Annotated in this window: 11 protein-coding genes and 1 pseudogene; 2 read left to right on the top strand and 10 right to left on the bottom strand. The window is 42.5% G+C overall.

Annotated features, from left to right (window positions below):
- Positions 1-10 precede the first annotated feature (10 nt).
- A complete protein-coding gene (gene holA, locus Q0L00_RS00405; protein WP_297334874.1) occupies positions 11-1,033 on the bottom strand; it encodes a DNA polymerase III subunit delta in 1,023 nt (340 codons plus the stop codon).
- Positions 1,034-1,218: 185 nt separating this feature from the next.
- Here holA and Q0L00_RS00400 point away from each other — a divergent pair, with 185 nt between their 5' ends.
- Entirely contained in the window at positions 1,219-1,926 is a 708-nt protein-coding gene (locus Q0L00_RS00400; protein WP_297334873.1) for a tetratricopeptide repeat protein, read from the top strand.
- Between the two features lie 12 nt (positions 1,927-1,938).
- Here Q0L00_RS00400 and Q0L00_RS00395 read toward each other — a convergent pair whose 3' ends face one another.
- Positions 1,939-2,778 (bottom strand): universal stress protein, encoded by an 840-nt coding sequence (locus Q0L00_RS00395; RefSeq protein WP_297334872.1) that lies wholly within the window; start codon positions 2,776-2,778, stop codon positions 1,939-1,941.
- A 9-nt stretch (positions 2,779-2,787) separates the two neighbouring features.
- Positions 2,788-3,708 (bottom strand): glyoxylate/hydroxypyruvate reductase A, encoded by a 921-nt coding sequence (locus Q0L00_RS00390; RefSeq protein ID WP_297334871.1) that lies wholly within the window; start codon positions 3,706-3,708, stop codon positions 2,788-2,790.
- Positions 3,709-3,856: 148 nt separating this feature from the next.
- Here Q0L00_RS00390 and Q0L00_RS00385 point away from each other — a divergent pair, with 148 nt between their 5' ends.
- Positions 3,857-4,705 carry a DUF2911 domain-containing protein gene (locus Q0L00_RS00385; RefSeq protein ID WP_297334870.1) on the top strand — a complete coding sequence of 283 codons (849 nt, stop codon included), beginning with the start codon at positions 3,857-3,859 and terminating at the stop codon, positions 4,703-4,705.
- 287 nt (positions 4,706-4,992) lie between these two features.
- On the opposite strand, the pseudogene Q0L00_RS00380 reads toward Q0L00_RS00385, so the two are convergent.
- The 7 genes and pseudogenes from Q0L00_RS00380 to Q0L00_RS00350 all read right to left on the bottom strand — a co-directional run bounded on the left by Q0L00_RS00380 (position 4,993) and on the right by Q0L00_RS00350 (position 17,776).
- Positions 4,993-6,479: pseudogene (locus Q0L00_RS00380) on the bottom strand (IS1182 family transposase).
- 143 nt (positions 6,480-6,622) lie between these two features.
- On the bottom strand, positions 6,623-8,338 hold the full coding sequence (locus Q0L00_RS00375; protein ID WP_297334869.1) for a sodium:solute symporter: 1,716 nt from the start codon (positions 8,336-8,338) through the stop codon (positions 6,623-6,625).
- 100 nt (positions 8,339-8,438) lie between these two features.
- A complete protein-coding gene (locus tag Q0L00_RS00370; protein ID WP_297334868.1) occupies positions 8,439-10,907 on the bottom strand; it encodes a PIG-L family deacetylase in 2,469 nt (822 codons plus the stop codon).
- 202 nt (positions 10,908-11,109) lie between these two features.
- Positions 11,110-12,720, bottom strand: coding sequence for an NADP-dependent glyceraldehyde-3-phosphate dehydrogenase (locus Q0L00_RS00365; protein WP_297334867.1), 1,611 nt, complete (start codon positions 12,718-12,720; stop codon positions 11,110-11,112).
- Positions 12,721-12,902: 182 nt separating this feature from the next.
- Positions 12,903-14,108, bottom strand: a complete 1,206-nt coding sequence (locus Q0L00_RS00360; RefSeq protein WP_297334866.1) for a tetratricopeptide repeat protein — start codon at positions 14,106-14,108, stop codon at positions 12,903-12,905.
- A gap of 29 nt (positions 14,109-14,137) precedes the next feature.
- The gene (gyrA, locus tag Q0L00_RS00355; RefSeq protein WP_297334865.1) at positions 14,138-16,660 is read right to left on the bottom strand and encodes a DNA gyrase subunit A; all 2,523 of its coding nucleotides are present in this window, start codon (positions 16,658-16,660) and stop codon (positions 14,138-14,140) included.
- Between the two features lie 96 nt (positions 16,661-16,756).
- Entirely contained in the window at positions 16,757-17,776 is a 1,020-nt protein-coding gene (locus Q0L00_RS00350; protein ID WP_297334864.1) for a hypothetical protein, read from the bottom strand.
- Between the last annotated feature and the right edge of the window lie 60 nt (positions 17,777-17,836).

Below are 17,836 nucleotides of genomic sequence, written 5' to 3'. Positions count from 1 at the left end.
GTTTAGGGGTTCAATGCAAGATCAGATACACCAGTTCTCGGAGGTTTTCAGCTTCGCTCATTGCTCCGGAGTCCACTCCCTTGAAACGAAGATCCGCCTCTTTCAGGTATCTAAATACATCAATTACCTTGCCCATTTTATAGTTTCTTGCCGCTACAACATATTCCTTAGCTACAAATGGGGGCAGGCCAATGATTCCGGCCACTTGGTATTCGGTGGTGGCACCGGCTTGATGAATCAGCGCTATTTTGGTAAAATAATTGTAAATCAGGGAAAATAGAGGAATAATCGGATGAGCTTTTGGATTCTGGGAAAAGTAATGGATGATCTTATTTGCTTTTGCCACATCCTTGAAACCTATTGCTTTCAAAAATTCAAAATTATTGTAATCCTTGTTGATCCCGATGTACTTGGAAATATGCTCGGTGGTCACCTGAGTAGGACTTGAAAAGTTCAAGAACATCTTGCTCAATTCATTTGTCAAAACCTCTAAATTATTTCCTATCGAATCAGCCAAAAGCTGACAAGCCCGAGGATCAATAGAGTGACCAAGGTCCTTGAAATAATCTTCAATCCATTTATTTAGCTGATATTCAGGAACCTTCTCCGACCGAACAAATACCGCCCTTTTATCCAGCTCTTTACCCAGCGCGGATCGTCCATCTATTTTTTTGTGTCTATGCGCCAAAACCAAGATCGTACTCGGCAAGGGATTCTGAAGGTATCCGATCAGCAATTTTTGAGCATCTTCCTTAGAAAGATCTGGTAAACTCTGAAATTCTTTCACGATGACAACCTGCCGCTCAGCCATCATTGGAAACTTCCGGGCATTATTCAGAATCATGCCCATGTTTGAATCTTTTCCGTATAACACGATCTGATTAAATCCTCGCTCCTGTTCAGCTATCGCATTTTTTTCAATATAATTGGTAATCAAATCAATGTAAAAGGGCTCCTCTCCATCTAAGAAATAAATCGGGGCAAATTTCTTTTCTTTCAGGTCTTTGAGGACATCCTGTGGCTTCTGCGGCATAATGAATTGGCATTTAGGAGTTAATCTGAATAGGCAGGAGAGAACGGCCTGAAACGGGGACAAATTCGACTACCTATTCCAAGTTTAAAGATAAGAGCCTTTTGGATTAGCCTACAAAATGAAGGGAAAGATTATTCGATAAACTTATCAGGCCTTAACTTTGTATTATAAAGAAAAAGAGGAAAATGACATTTGAGCAGGGAATCATTCATTACAAGGAAGGAAAATTTGAGCTTGCGTTGGAAATTTTTGATCAGCTGATTAAAGAACAAAAAGGAAATAGCCTTTATTTTTTGTATCGCGGTCGAATCCTATCTCGCTTGGGAAAAACAGTCGAAGCCTTGGCCGATTTTGACACCATCGTTTCGTTGGAACCCTACAACACCGACTTTATCTCTGACCGGGCCGTAGTGTTGCATCTTTTGAAAAGAAATGAAGAAGCGTTGGCTGAATTTGATCGGGCAGCAAATCTTGATCCGGCTAACCCTTACCGGTACAGCAGTAGGGCTTTTTTCAAGGACCGAATTGGGGATCTCCATGGCGCTATTGCTGATTATGAAAAAGCAATCGAGCTTGATCCCGAAGATGCCGTGGCCTACAATAACAAAGGTTTGGTAGAAGAGAAAATGGGATTTCAGTCCAAATCCAAAAAAAGCTTTGAAAAGGCAGATGATTTGGTTGGTTATAAACCTGGAAACCAATCGGAGAAAATCCCCGCCGATAAGACAAAAACACCAAATGAACCTTTGCCAAAAATCTCAAATTCAACAGAAAAGCAAACTTTGACCCTCTCCTATTTTATTCAGACAGTTAAGTCACTGCTGACCAATCGGAAAACCCAATCCGAGTTTATCCATTTTCTGAAAGGAAAAAAAACCAATTCAGAAGGGTAATTGGTTTTAGGCTTAAAATTTCTTGATAACCCAAAGTGGCTTATTGATAAAATAGGCCATTTTTTTTGAAAGGGATTCAGTGAAAATCCGCTCAAAAAAACTCTTCTTCTTGCTTAAGGTAATCAAAAGGTCCCCCTTGGCTATCTGAAGGTGGTTTTCTAGCCCTAAAGCTAAATCATCCCGAAAGGATTTGAGCAAATAATTCACCTTATTATAACGAACAAAAGGCTTCAATTCATCAATCATGACCTGATGCAGGGTTTTGTCGATCAGTTTTTGACGCTCAGTCACATGCACGATATCAATTTCTGCATCAAAAAAGCGTGCAAAAGTTGTGATTTTTTGAACTGCAAGTTTGTCTTCCTCGTAATAGTCGGTGGCGTAAATCAATTTTTTGGGATCTTTGAAAAAGACCTTTCGGGGAATAACGATCACGTCCATTTCGGCCTTTTCAACGACTTGACTCGCCCGAGAACCGACAATATTTTTCCGAAGTTCATTCATCCCCTCAGTGCCAATGACAATTAAATCGGCATTTTCTTCCTGAGATTTTGTCAAGATCTCATGGACAATTTCCCCTTCTCTCATGGACCACTCCGGTTCGGGAATTCGCCCATTGATCTGCTGGAACACGGCCGTATGTAATTGAGACAATTTCTCTTTCAAAAAATCGTTTTGATACGTCCCTTTTTCATCGAATGGAGAAAGCTTCAAATAATCTTCCCGATTGATGACATGAAAAAGGATAAGTTTGGCCTGATAGTTTAAGGCTAGGTTCGTGGCGTACTCCAAAGCATTGAGCGAACACTCCGAAAAATCCAAAGGGCAAATGATAGTAAAGGGCTTAGTCATAAGTAAAAGTTAATAACCTCTTGTGCGATTAACGACGTTTAAGAGATTTTCGTTAGCATAAAGTCTTCTTATATTTTCTAGAACTTGGGGAGCTGCAGCCTCAGGATTGGTAACACTAGCAATATGCGGGGTTAGCATGATCCGCTCCTCCTCCCAAAAAGGATGATCTTTGGGAAGGGGCTCGGTTTGATACACATCCAAAAGTGCACCAGAAATCAAGCCTTCATCCAATGCAATCATCAAATCCTTTTCAACCAGATGTTTCCCTCTGGCTACATTGATTAGAAAGGTACCGGGTTGACATTTACCAAAAAGCTCCAAATTCAGAATTCCTTCCGTATCCGGGGTCAAGGGAAGCAAACAAACCAATACATTAATTTGGCTCAAGAAATCATCGATTTTATTCTTGGTGAAATACGGAAACTTAAATGCTGATTTTTCCGAAAAGCCAAGCCCAAAAACAGGAAATCCCATGTAATCCAACTTCTCCAACACATCGTAGCCCAATGCGCCGACTCCCATTACTCCTACCTTTACTGGGATTTCAGGATTACTCATATCCCAAACTTTTCTTTTCTGATCGGCTTGGTATCGGACCAACTGTCGATGAAAATTGAGCACGCCCATCACCACATAATTGGTCATGGACCAGGTAAGACGATCATCTACAATCCGCACAATCGGGAGATCGTTAGCGATGGATTTATCTCTCAAAATATGATCTACACCTGCACCCATGGAGCTAACTAATTTTAGATTTTTAAAATTTGACAAAATCCCTTCTGGATGCTGCCAAACCAAAACCACCTCGACCGAGTCAGGATCAGATAGCTCAGGGTAAATTTGAATCTTTAAATCAGGTTTTTCACGTTGAATTACCTCAATCCATGGACTGGGATCTTTTCCGGGACAAATGATAGCTAAACTCATATCACAAAAATCAGTATTAGAAATTCGACATAGAAGAACTGGAAAGAAGCATTTTCCCACTAATCAAAAAACCTGCTAATTTTCTCCTATTTTTGGATAAAAAAACACCAATTTGCACTTCTTACAAACCAAAAGTTAATCAAATAATATGAAAAAATCATTTTCGATTCTTGCAGCGGCGCTCTTCTTTATGGGAAGCGTGGCCTATTCTCAGCAATTGCAAATGCCTCAAGCCTCACCAAGTGCCAAGATTTCCCAAAAAGTAGGATTGACCGATGTTACGGTGGAATACTCCCGACCTAGCACCAAGGGAAGAAAAATTTTTGGTGAATTAGTTCCTTTCGGGCAGGTTTGGCGAACGGGTGCCAATGCAGCGACCATTCTGGATTTTTCTACCGCCGTAGAAATTTCTAACAATCAGGTCCCCGCTGGAAAATATGCCTTATATTCCATTCCCGGAAAAGACAAATGGACCATCGTTCTTTCTAAAAATACCGAATTGTGGGGCTCAATAGGTTATAATGCCGATGAAGACATCCTTCGCTTTGAGGTGGAACCCAAGAAGCTTAGCCGTAAGTACGAGACCTTTGAAATCAGCTTTAACAACATGACTGACAATGGGGCTGACCTATCTTTAAAATGGGAAAATACACGAGTTGATTTTCGGATTACCACCGAAGTTGATCCGATTGTCATGGCCCAAATTCAGGAATTGGTCATTGACAACAAAACCGAAAACCCAAGCTTACTTTATGCAGCAGCCAATTATTACTTTACCAATCAAAAAGACATAAATCAAGCTTATGATTGGATTTCAAAGTCAGTGGAAACTGATCCAAAATACTGGACCATGCATTTGAAAGCTAAAATTGAAGCCTCTTTGGGTAAAAAAGAAGAGGCCATTGCGTCTGCTAAAAAATCCATGGAAATGGCTGAAGCTGCCAAAAACCCAGATTACATCGCCTTAAATCAACGACTAATCCAATCCTTGAATTAACGATTCCCCGGCTTCATCTATTGGCATATAATGCAAGCACAGCCTTCTTTCAATTGTATGGGGAAAGGAAAGGTAAAATTTAGATCCCTGACTAAAGAGGCTGTCTCAAAACTTGATTAAAAAGTTTAAGACAGCCTTTTTTAGAGCGTAGAGGCCGATTTTCTGATTTTCGGCCTTTATTTTTTTGACCTCTGTTCAACTTCAGGGTTCGGTGGTTACTTTTGGTAAAGGAGTTACTATGCAGTATTTCCACGGATTTATGGACAAAAATCCGGTTTTAAAGTGGATCATCTGGCCATCTTGGCCAAGTTGTGTGCGATGACGAGCAGTCCAGTTTCGACAGCTACTTTTTCCTTGCCTCTGAGCATGAATCTGCCTCTGCCTTTGTTGAACTTGAGGTTTCCAAAAACAGGTTCTACATCTGTTGCCCGCTGCTTTCTTTTCTGTTTTCCTTCCTGTGAAGTGAGCAGGCTTTTGGCTCTGGCTTTGTGTAGCTGAAGCTGCCGGTTTACCTGAAGGACTTTGCCGTCCTTTCCCGGTTTGCAGGAGGCAGCCAGCGGGCAACCGATACAGTTTTTTGCCCGGTAATGATGGAGCTGTTGCTCGAATCCTGTCGAAGTTTTCCGGGTACTTTTTCCGCTTGCCTCCATCGGTTGTCCCATGGGGCAGATATAACGATCTTTTTCAGAGTCGTAATACAGGTTCTCCAACAGGCCAATGGTTCTGTTTGGTTTGCTTTCCTGACCGAGTTCTTTATGGAACAGACCGTATTTAACGAATGCCTCGATGCTGTTTTCTTCCAGATAGGAATAGTTTTCCTCGCTGCCATATCCGGCATCCGCGGTACATACGCTGGGATAAAAGCCGTAGCGGCTCTGATAGAGTTCCAGATGCGGTTTGAGCGTGAGCGTATCGTTGGGATTGGGGTGAATGGAATAGTTGACCACAAACTGGCCGTGTGTACTGAGCTGAAGGTTGTAGGCGGGCTTGAGCTGACCGTTTTTCATGTGGTCTTCTTTCATCCGCATGAAGGTGGCATCGGGATCTGTTTTGGAATAGCTGTTTCGATCGCCAAGCACTTCCTCTTTTTGGGCGTATTCTTCCAGCTTGCCGGGCCAGTTCTTCTTGGCATAGTTCAGTTTTTGCTTCACTTTTTTGTCTACCTGCTTGCCCTCCAGTGCCTGGTTGATCTTTTCAACGGTCTGGGTGACTTTTTCGGCAGTAGGGTTGACAAAGTCTGGCTCCTGGCTACCCAACTCGGCTGATGCCACCGAGCCTGCATACTCCCAGAGTTCCTTAAGCTGTTTGCTGATCCGTTCCTTGTTTTTTTTGATCGCCTTGCCCCAGACAAAGGTGTAACGGTTGGCATTGGCTTCGATCTTAGTCCCGTCGGTATACACTTCTTTGATATCCAGCAGCCCCTCTTCATGCAGGAGCAGCACTACCTGGGCAAAAATTTGGCCGATCACATCCCGAAGACGTTCGGAACGGAAGCGGTTGATGGTGTGGTGGTCGGGACGCTGCATCCCCGCCAACCACATGTACACGATGTTTTCTCGAATGGATTTCTCCAGCTTGCGCGAAGAATAGCAGTTTTCCAGATAGCCGTATACCAGAATTTTCAGCAACAGTTTGGGATGGTGTAACTACTGGCCCCATTTTCAGAGAACCTAGTATAAACAGAACTAAGATCAATCCGGTCTATAATCTGGTTGACGGTTCGCCCGGGATGGTTTAACGGAATAAGTTCTTCCAAACTTGGTGGAAGAAACATGAGCTGGTTGGGATTGTAGTCTTTAAAGCCTACATTTAAGTCTTGTTTTTGCACACCTCAAATTACAACATTTGAGTTAAAACAGGAAAGGCTAGCCGAGAAATCGACTAGCCTTTAAACTATCTATTTTTGAGACAGCCTCTTTATTTGCCTTGGAACAATTTCACACCACTTTGGATGAGGACGGCAAAAACCATCACCGACAAACATCCGATTGCATTGTACCATAAAAACCCAATGTCCCAATGAAATCCACCTAGTCCTTCTCCATTTTTAAAATGAATCAGCAAAATCAAAGCTTGGGATAGCAATGCTGCTATAAATACCCCCTGTCCTTTGATCCATTTCATTAAAAATCCTACAATAAAAATTCCCAAAATCGTTCCGTAAAATAAGGAGCCCAATAAATTAACCGCTTGAATCAAGTTCTCAAAAAGTGAGGCATAAATCGCAAAAAGAATTGCCCCTGCCCCCCAAAGTGCAGTAAACAATTTGGATGAAATCACATAATGATTATCCGTTGCTTCTTTTTTAACGGACCTTTTATAAAGATCAATAGTCGTGGTAGAGCCCAAAGAATTGAGTTCAGAAGCACTCGAGGACATCGCTGCAGAAAAGATCACCGCAAAAAGCAAACCCACGATTCCCTGGGGTAAATGATCCATGACAAAACGCATAAATACATAATCGGTATCGCGGGTCTCAGCCACCGGATCATTTTTAACGATCAATTCCTTCACCTCATCCCGAATTCCCTCCTGCTCTTGCTTCAGGCTGTGAAGCTTGGCCCGAAAAGCGGATGTATTTTCCTCATTTCCACGTTCGATTGCCTCTAGCATGGATAGATATTCCGCTTTACTCTGCTCAAAATTTTCAGTATAACGGTTCTCTAAAGCTGCAAAATCGTCTGAAAATTCACTTTCTTTTAATTTCTCAGTTTGAACCATATTGAAGACCACCGGAGGTTGATAAAACTGATAAAAAACAAAGACCATCACTCCGATGAAAAGAATGATAAACTGCATGGGAATTTTCAAAAAACCATTCATGATCAATCCCATTCGACTTTGGGAGAGGGTTTGACCGGAAAGGTAGCGCTGTACTTGACTTTGGTCTGCACCAAAATAGGAAAGAAATAAAAACACAGCTGCGGTCATGCCCGACCAGACATTGTACCGATCTGAGGGATCAAACTCGAGATTGACAATCCTGAGTTTTTCCATTTTCCCTGCGACATGTAGGGCCTCAGTGAAGGACACCGGCAGCAAATTGAGCACGATAATCCCAGCCAGAATCATCCCTCCCATCATCACAGCCATTTGTTGTTTTTGGGTAATGGACACCGCTTTTGTGCCTCCTGAAACCGTGTAAATAATCACCACCACCCCGATAAATATCACCGTCCAGGTCAGATTCCAACCCAACAAGGTAGAAAGTATTATTGCCGGAGCATAGATGGTAATTCCGGAGGCCAAGCCTCGCTGAACAATAAACAGCAACGCAGCCAAGGTTCGAGTTTTCAGGTCAAATCGATTCTCCAGATATTCGTAAGCGGTATACACTTTAAGCTTGTAATAAATGGGAATAAAAAATATGGAGATGATAATCATGGCCAGCGGCAAGCCAAAATAAAACTGAATGAATCCCATTCCACTTTCGTAAGCCTGGCCCGGCGTACTCAAAAAAGTAATGGCGGAGGCCTGAGTGGCCATAATGGAAAGTCCAATGGTCCACCAATTCATCGAATTCCCCCCTCTCAAATACGCGTCTAGGTTTTTTTTACCCCGAGTTTGATAAATCCCATAAATGGCTATCGTTCCCAGGGTACCAAATAAGACAATCCAATCTAGCGCGCTCATGAAAAACTATTCATTAACCAGTAATACAATCCGATCTGAAGCAATAAGGCGCCCATGAGACCGAAGTAAAGATTTTTCCAGTTTACTTTTTTCTCTTCCATTAGGGTTGATCGATTAGGTTGATAAATAATTTAATGGCTCCAGGCACGCCAGCAGGCAACTGCCTAAAAAAGGACAAGCCGGTATAAATAAAGGTCCCCTCTCCATACCTCGCATAAATAAGAGAACCTGACTTTGGATCTTCTTGGGGATCATTCATGACAAATGGCGTGCTGTAATCGCCTCCAAAATCCCCTGCGAAATACAAGCCCCGCTCTTGAACCCAACCTTCAAAATCGCTGGCTTGAATGGGATTGGGACCACTAAGGATGGGGTGATCAAAATCCGCGGTCACCTGAGCCGACTCCACCGCAACTCGATCTCGCGTGATGCTAAACGGGAATGGTCCAAGTCGGTTGGTCAAAAGCGGGGAGGAAGTATTGTATTGCACAATCAAATGCCCACCGGATCGAACATAGCCCATCATCACTTGTTGATTGCTGGCCAAATCCCGGTTTACATTATAGGCACGGATCCCAACGATGATGGTTTTAAATTGAGAAAGGTACTCCAAATCAAAATCTGAAGGGCCAATCATCGTCACCGAATACCCCAACGATTGAAGCACAGCCGGTACATCGTCTCCTGCCCCTGCAATGTATCCAATGCGCTCCCCAGAAATCTCCCAATCCGCTTCAATAAGCAAAATAAGAGCCGGCTGAAAATAGGTGAGGTTAGGAATGTGATCGTAACTGATCCGATTGGTGATTTGATCAAAAAGCTGATTATCTTCGGTTCTATATCCTGCCCTGATTAAATTTTTACCGGGTTTGTCCTTTAAAAATTGCACTTGATAAATCCGCTGTTTTCGAAAGGAGTCATCGCTTACCGCTAAAATCCTGTAGTTTTCTGCTTTTAATCCCTCAAAAAGCAACTCCCCATCTCGGATTCGATCCCTAAAATTAACCGTTACGGTAACCTCTCCAGGCTTACCTGCTAAGTTGAACACCGTGAATTTGGATAAGGAAAGGTCAATTTCTGGTACAATTGAAAATGGTTGTTTCACCTCACCTTTTACCTGGTCATTGAACTTATACTTCAAAGGCACATTAACTTGAAATGTTTGCCCCTGGATGGTAAAAGACAATTGGGATTGGACCGCAGCCGGATTAAAAGCATTACCAATTTTGAGCTGATCGGCCACTGGATACATCGGTCCGTCTACGTAATTTTCCAACCAATAGGGCTGAGAAAAAGGAGTGTCGGTTGGAATAGTCGACCGAATTGGAAGTCGCAAGGGTTTGTTGTTACGCACTGCAGACTTATTTTCTGGGGTAAAGATTTCTCCAAAAAGCTGAACCGAAAGGTTGGACACCTCCAGCGGGCTGGGATTATTTAACAGTAATTCTGCGGAGATTTCTGCTCCTGGAAATCCAGTCTCAGTCTGGCTGTTAAATTCAATATCCAATCCTAATGCCTGAAGAATTAATTGATCCAAAAATTTTAATTTTTCGGCAAACCAAACTTCATCTAGTGATTCATCATTTAATTTTTGTCGTAGATTTAACAAGTCAGGAACGATAGACGATGGATTTTCAAAGTCATAATGGGCAATTATTTCCTCGATTTTCTGTTCGATTTGAACGCCTTGTTCAAGCTTAGTCCACCGATTGATCACCCCATCAAACGGGCTCTCCGAAAAAGGCTCCCCTTTAATAAATTGGATATGATCGACCGCTTCTCCTATCCCTGCTGTAGCCCCAAAACCCTGCGATTTATGCATGGTTCGACTATCCGCTGCAATCTGAGAATAGCTTTTCCCTAATAAGGGATTGAAATTTCCTGTAGGAAATTCAACATAAACTTTTCCTTCTTCGGGCTCAAAATCCCCTCTAAAATTATACGCGTTCCAAAAAATACGTGTAGGAGCCCAAGGAGCTACATACTCCAATTGCTCTGGAAAAGCATCGGAACGTCCAGCCAAATCAAAGGCCTCTTCTGCCAAAATCGCCGAAGTGGTATGGTGTCCGTGAGTAACTCCCGGAATGGTATTGAAGCGAGTAATGATGATATCGGGTCTAAACTTGCGGATCACCCAAACCACATCCGAAAGAATAGTTTGCCTGTCCCAATTTTGCAAGGTTTCGTTGGGATTTTTACTAAATCCGAAATCTTTAGCTCGGGTAAAAAACTGCCTTCCACCATCAATTTCTCGGGCCTTTAAAAGTTCTTGCGTCCGAATTTGTCCAAGACCAATGCCTAATTCCGAACCGATGAGATTTTGGCCTCCATCCCCACGGGTCAAGCTCAAATATCCTACTTGAGCTTTGAGTTCATTGGCCAGGTAAGCAATCAAGCGGGTGTTTTCATCATCGGGGTGGGCAGCCACGTAGAGCACTCGCTTGGTTTGTTTAAACTTTACTAATTCATGATAAATTTCAGCAGATGAACGGGTCTGCGCAGAGATCTGATGAACCATAGCCCCGCAAAAAATCAGCAGGATTAAGCGCACATATTTCAGTTTTACCATAGGTGGAATAGCTAGTCAACCCGAAACTAGCCGAAGCATCTCTCAAATAAAAATTTTTTGTGACCAATGGAGACCTTTTCATTCTAAATCAAGGTTTTAATGGCTTGGATCAGTGCTTTAAAAATAGGAATAAGAATCCAACTACCTTTTCATCCAAAAGAAAAAAAAAACCGAGTGGTTTCTACCACCCGGCCAATTAAAACTAAAATATGAATTTTGTACTCAAGAAATTGGACTCTTGATCGGTGATTATTTCATTTAAGAGATGTTTGTTTTCCTCGGTAAGTTTTGCTGCAACTAATGAACGAATACTGAATGATCGAAGTGCATCGGAAACCGAGAGCGTCCCCTCAGCACTGTCTTTCCTTCCGGTAAAGGGAAAAACATCCGGACCCCGCTGACATTGTGAATTGATATTTACCCGGCTGACCTGATTGACGAGCGGATCAATTAATTTGGCTAGTTCCTCGGAGTCACTGCTAAACAGACTCACCTGTTGTCCATGGGGAGATTCTATTAAATATTCAATTGGTTCTTCAATGCGGAGAAAAGGCAACACCGGGATAATCGGCCCAAACTGCTCCTCCCGGTAAAGCTTCATTTTTTCATTTACCGGATAAACCACTGCTGGATAAACAAAGGATTCGTTGGTTTCACCTCCATGTTTGTTGAGAATTTTTGCACCGTGCTTTTCGGCATCATTGAGGCATTCTTGAAGATAAATAGGCTTTTGAGGCTCTGGAAGCGGTGTGATATTTACTCCATTCTCCCAAGGCATCCCTACTTTTAATTTTCCGATGGCTTGAACTAGTTTTTTATTAAACTCATCCACGATAGCCTTATGCACAAATATTAGTTTAAGAGCCGTACAGCGCTGCCCATTGAAGGACAAGGCACCTGTAATGCATTCTTTTACGGCTAAATCCAGGTCAGCATTGGCTGTTACAATGGCTGCATTTTTGGCATCCAGGCCTAAAATTGCCCGAAGACGATTTACTTTGGGATGAAGCTTTTTGAGTTGATCGGCTACTTTGCTCGAACCGATCAGTGTCAAAACATTGATTCGCCCAGACTTCATCAACGGCGGAATGATATCGGCACCACGTCCATAAACAGAATTGACCACCCCTTTTGGGAAGCATTCTGCGAAAGCCTCAAGTAGGGGAAAATGCAATAATGAACCATGCTTCGGCGGCTTAAACAGCACGGTATTCCCCATAATTAAGGCTGGGATCAAAGTGGTGTAGGTTTCGTTTAGCGGGTAATTAAATGGTCCCATGCAAAGGACAACACCCAAGGGGGACCGCCGGATTTGAGCGGCTATTCCATCGACGATCTGAAATCCAGAGGATTGTCGATCAAGGTCTTTCAATGAGTCAACGGTCGCATAAATGTATTCCACTGTTCGATCAAATTCTTTCAGAGAATCAGTGTAGGACTTTCCAATTTCCCAAAGAATGAGTTTAGCCACCTCTTCTCGTTTTTCAATCATCCGTTGGGTAAACTTTTCAATGCATTTGATCCGGTCTGCAACCGACATGGTTGGCCACTCACCACGTCCATTATCGTAGGCTTTCTCTGCTGCATCCAGGGCTTCAAGCGCCTCTTTTTCCCCACAGATGGGATAAGACCCCACCAAAACCCGGGTGGGACCCGATTTTTTTTCAACACAAATCGGAGAAAAAACGTCGTGGGATTTGCCTTTCCAGACTTTCATCAGTCCATTGGACAAATAGGTTTTCTGTCTTAAGGGTTCAGACAGGCGAAAAGAATCTGGAATTTGATCCTCTTTGGGAAATTGTAAATCTTTCATTGAATGTAGGTTGGAACCTTAGGTTTTATTGAAATATTGATAGGTTTGAACAAATAAAATTGCCTATTAATTCTATTTAAACAAATAAAAACCGAAGATTATGAATGGAATATACTATCGGGCAAAAAAAAAGGATTGCCACGCTAGCGACAATCCTTTTAAATGATTGAGTAAAGACTACTTTATCCCTCCATCCAGTTTGGACCGAGAAGCTCAATTAGCTTTTGGTTGTATTTTTCTGCTTCTTCGGCATTTTTCAGACGAGAGTGAATCTGGAACAAAATGGCCATAACATCAGTGTCCTCTGGACGAATTTCCAATGATTTTTCAAAATAGGGAACGGCATCTTCGTAATATCCGTTAATCTTTGCTCCCATTTCGTCGGATCTTTTTTCCCATTCCTCATCAGAAAGAGCATTTAACTCCGTCATCACCTCTTTGGCCATTTCTAGCAATAAAGCACCTGTGTAATAGTTTCCTTCGTAAAATTCCGAATCAATTTCCACTGATTTCTTGTAATCAGCTAAGGCACCTTCAATATCACCAGATTGCTCTTTCAAATAACCTGATCTTAACAAGATTGCGGTATTTTCTGGATCGTTCTTCAAGGCTTCATTGATTTGAGCCATGGCTTCATCCATTTTATTCAATTGCAAAAGCAATTGGATCTCGTACTCGGCCAATACTTTATCTTCAGGATATTCTTCTCTTGCATTTTTAACCAATTCATAAGCACCTTCCGAATCCTCTTCAGCACTAGAGATTTGGATCATGGTATAGTAAGCATTGATTTTATTGTATTCGGGAATTTCAAACAACAGGTTGAAGTGCTTTTTCGCTTCTTCGGTTCTCCCTATTTCATTTGCCAAGAATCCAGCATTGTAATGAATAGTGGTATCCCTTGGATCAATCTCCCCTGCTAGGTTGAAATACTCATAGGCCATTTCCAAATCTTCATTTTCATAACTTCTGATTGCTTTGTCAAAGGAAGTATTTTTCAAAGTCATGATAGAGTATGGACGCAGGTTGTCAGGAACTCCTGTCACATCCTCAGCATAAACATCTTTCCCTACCCCCTCTTCTTTATTGGAACCTGCCATTTCGAAGGTTTTGAAAAAAGTGGCTAAGGAAGCCTCTCCTAGTTTAAGGTTTTCTTCATTTTGAGTGGAATCCGAACCAAACATCTTTAGCTCAATTTGAGCCTTCAAGAGGTAGGTTTCTGGCTCAGCCCCAGTCTCGGGGTCTTCAATTGCCATATTAATATCAGTAAGCGCTGCCTCTAAATCTCCAGATTTGAAGTTTTTATTTGCAGAGCGAACTACTTTCTTTTGTCCAAAAGCTATGGCCGTCACAGCGACCAAGGCCAACGATAGAATTAGCTTTTTCATCTAGTTACGTTTATCTTTTTATTGTTTGGTTAATCGTTGTTTTCGGGTGATTCTTCCGAATTATTGTCTGCAATTTGTGAAGAATCTGAATTTTCTTCTACTTCTTCTTTAGAAATTTTTTCAACGGAAGAAATCTCATCTCCTTCACCTACTCGAATCAATCTTACTCCTTGGGTGGCTCTACCCATAATCCGCAAGGCTTCTACAGAAATTCTAATAATGATTCCAGACTTATTAATAATCATCAAATCATCGGAATCAACCACTTCTTTTATCGCTACTAGGGACCCCGTTTTTTCGGTGGTATTCATCGCTTTAACACCTTTCCCGCCTCGGTTGGTGATTCGATACTCGTCAAGGTTGGATCGTTTTCCATATCCTTTTTCAGAGACGACCAAGAGGGTGGCATTTTCTTCAGACGCACATACCATGCCAACGACATAGTCCTTAACATCTGTTAAGGTTATGGCTTTTACACCAGTGGCGGTCCTTCCCATCGGCCTGACGGCAGATTCTGGGAAATGGATTGCACGCCCGGATTTTGCGGCGATGACAATATGCTGACTTCCATTGGTCATATCCACATTGACGAGCTGATCGTCTTCCCGGATATTCAAAGCAATAATGCCATTGGATCGAGGTCTACTGTATTGCTCAAGGGTAGTCTTCTTGATAATTCCCTTTTTAGTGACCATGACCAAGAAGTGATTATTGACGTAATCTTGATCATTCAAATCGTCCACCTGGATGATGGAGCGGATTTTATCATCTACCTCTATATTAATTAGATTTTGAATGGGTCGACCTTTGGAGGTTTTGCTTCCCTCAGGAATCGCATAGGTCTTTAACCAGAATAGTTTACCCTTATCGGTAAAAATCAACAGGTAATTATGCGTCGAGGCAGTGAACAAATATTCAGTAAAGTCATCCTCTTTGGTGCTGACACCACGAGAACCTACTCCCCCTCTTCCTTGCGTTCTGTATTCGGTCAAAGCGGTTCGTTTGATATAGCCCTGATGGGAGACCGTAATGATTACCTCCTCATTTGGAATCATATCCTCATAGCTGAAATCCTCCGCATTGTGTTCGATTTCTGTGCGACGATCATCTGCATAACGTTCCTTCATTTCTCCAAGTTCCGTTTTGATGATTTCCATCCGCTTGTCTTCATTGGCTAGAATCTCTTTCAATTCCTCGATCAAAGCCATGATTTCTTTGTATTCCTGGAGAATTTTATCCCGCTCCATTCCTGTCAAGCGCTGTAACCTCATGTCGAGGATGGCTCTTGCTTGAATTTCACTCAATTCAAATCGCTCGATTAACCCATTTCTTGCCGTTTCAGGGTCAGCCGAATTTCTAATCAAAGCAATCACCTCATCCAAATGATCCAAAGCGATCAAGTACCCTTCTAAGATATGCGCTCTTTTTTCTGCCTCTCGAAGTTCGTACTCTGTTCTTCGGATCACTACTTCATGGCGGTGACTCACATAATGAACAATGAGGTCTTTAAGATTTAGGGTTTGAGGACGACCTTTTACCAAGGCCACATTATTGACTGAAAAAGAGGTCTGAAGCTGGGTATGTTTGTATAGATTGTTGAGGACCACATTGGAAATGGCATCCCGCTTCAATTCATACACAATTCGCATCCCTGAACGGTCTGATTCATCCCGAATAGCCGAGATCCCGTCAATTTTCTTTTCATTGATCAAGGCGGCGGTTTTTTCCACCATATTGGCCTTATTGACCATGTAGGGGATCTCGGTGATGATGATCATTTCCCGATTCCCATTATCCTTGGTTTCAATATTGGCTTTTCCCCGAACCACGATTCTTCCGCGCCCCGTTTCAAAAGCGGCTTTTACCCCATTATACCCGTAAATAATTCCTCCGGTCGGAAAATCCGGAGCAATGATATGCTCCATCAATTCCGGAATGGTAATATCTCTGTTATCAATGTAGGCGATAATCCCGTCGATCACTTCCCCTAAATTATGTGGGGCCATATTGGTTGCCATCCCTACTGCAATTCCCGAAGCACCATTCAATAAAAGCGCTGGAACCTTAGCAGGAAGTACGATGGGTTCTTTAAGTGAATCATCAAAGTTGAACTGGAAATCAACCGTTTCTTTATTGATGTCCACAAGTAACTCCTCTGCGATACGGCGAAGTCGAGCTTCGGTATATCGCATGGCCGCAGCATTGTCACCATCGACAGAACCAAAGTTACCTTGCCCATCCACTAGTGGATAGCGAAGGGACCAAGGCTGAGCCATCCTGACCATCGTCTCGTAAACGGCAGAATCCCCATGTGGGTGATACTTACCAAGTACTTCCCCTACGATTCTAGCAGATTTTTTATACGGTTTGTTATGTAATACGCCCAATTCTTGCATTCCGAAGAGGATTCTTCGGTGAACGGGTTTCAGTCCATCTCGGACATCTGGAAGTGCTCTTGAAACAATAACCGACATCGAATAATCGATGTAGGCACCGCGCATTTCCTCTTCAATGTTAATGGGAATAATGTTCTCGTGTTCTCCTTGAGCCATAGTATGCTATTCACAGGGTATGATAAGGCCGCAAGATAGTAAAAAGGAGGTGCTTTTGAAAAGAGAATGTGATGGTAAAAATAGCTTACGAACAGATTAATACCATTGTCCAATTTTTCGGTTTTGTAAATTGAAAATTCCACTACCCCGATATTCGATGCCATTGTGCATATGCTTCATCACTACCCCACAACCTCCGATTTTGCATCGTTTGGTGCCCGGAATCCGCAAAGAAAACCCAACTTGCATGGCATAGACCTGCTGATCAATGGCTTGCACCTCTGAGTAATCTGAAGAGGCATAGGTAAATCCCCTGAATTCTACGCCTCCTTTCACGAAAAACTTGGTGTATTCGGAAAAATCCCGCTCCAAGCGTAATCCAATTCCATAATAGGGTTCTTCCCCCACAGCTAATCTCGGAGTATAGGGAGTCCCTCCGGTTACCAAAGAAGGATCAAAGGCGTTTTTTAAGGTTAACTGACCAAACTCCGCCTCAGCGATTACCCGCCAAGGATAAACTTGTCTCACCCGCTGACGCAATTCGGATTGCATGTACAGATTGGCAGAGGCATAGTTTCGGTATCTCCATTGTAAGTATTTTGCCCGCTTACTGGCATCCCAGAGAATCAATCCTAGGGTACCATAGAGCTTACTGATTTGATAGGTACTCCCTTCAAAGGGAATTTCCCAATTCTGCCCTCTCATAGGGCTCAGGTTGCCCCATTCTTGTCCATAGCCCCCACCAATGGTGATGATATTGAAAACATTGATCCGAAGTCCGGCATTAAAAATAGGAAAGGCCCAGTCTTGGCTTTTCATGTCCAAAGGATTTTCCTCTGATATATCGAGTGGCTCCTCTAGATTTTGAAATTGCGATATAAAATAACTTTCTGGCCTTTCTGAATAGAAACTTGTCCCAAACTGATGATAGGCCGCGCCCGTGGAGAGTTCTAAGGCAAACTGCTCGAGTACATTCCTGAAAATATTACCCACAGCGGATTCACTCTTAGGGTTTTTAGCTTTGGTAGTAATACCGAAAATATCATCCTCTTGAGCAAACAATCCCGTACTGATCAAAAGGAATATTCCACCGAGAATTAGCATAGATTTTTTCATAAATTAAAAACGTATCAAGTTTCGTTCCAGTGTAAAAGTATAAAAAAAGCCTCCCAAAAC

Origin of the sequence: Algoriphagus sp. (assembly GCF_024305035.1) — a bacterium.
Classification (GTDB): Bacteria; Bacteroidota; Bacteroidia; order Cytophagales; family Cyclobacteriaceae; genus Algoriphagus.
The sequence above is the reverse complement of the archived record's forward strand: the minus strand, read 5'-3'. Positions and strand labels throughout refer to the sequence as shown.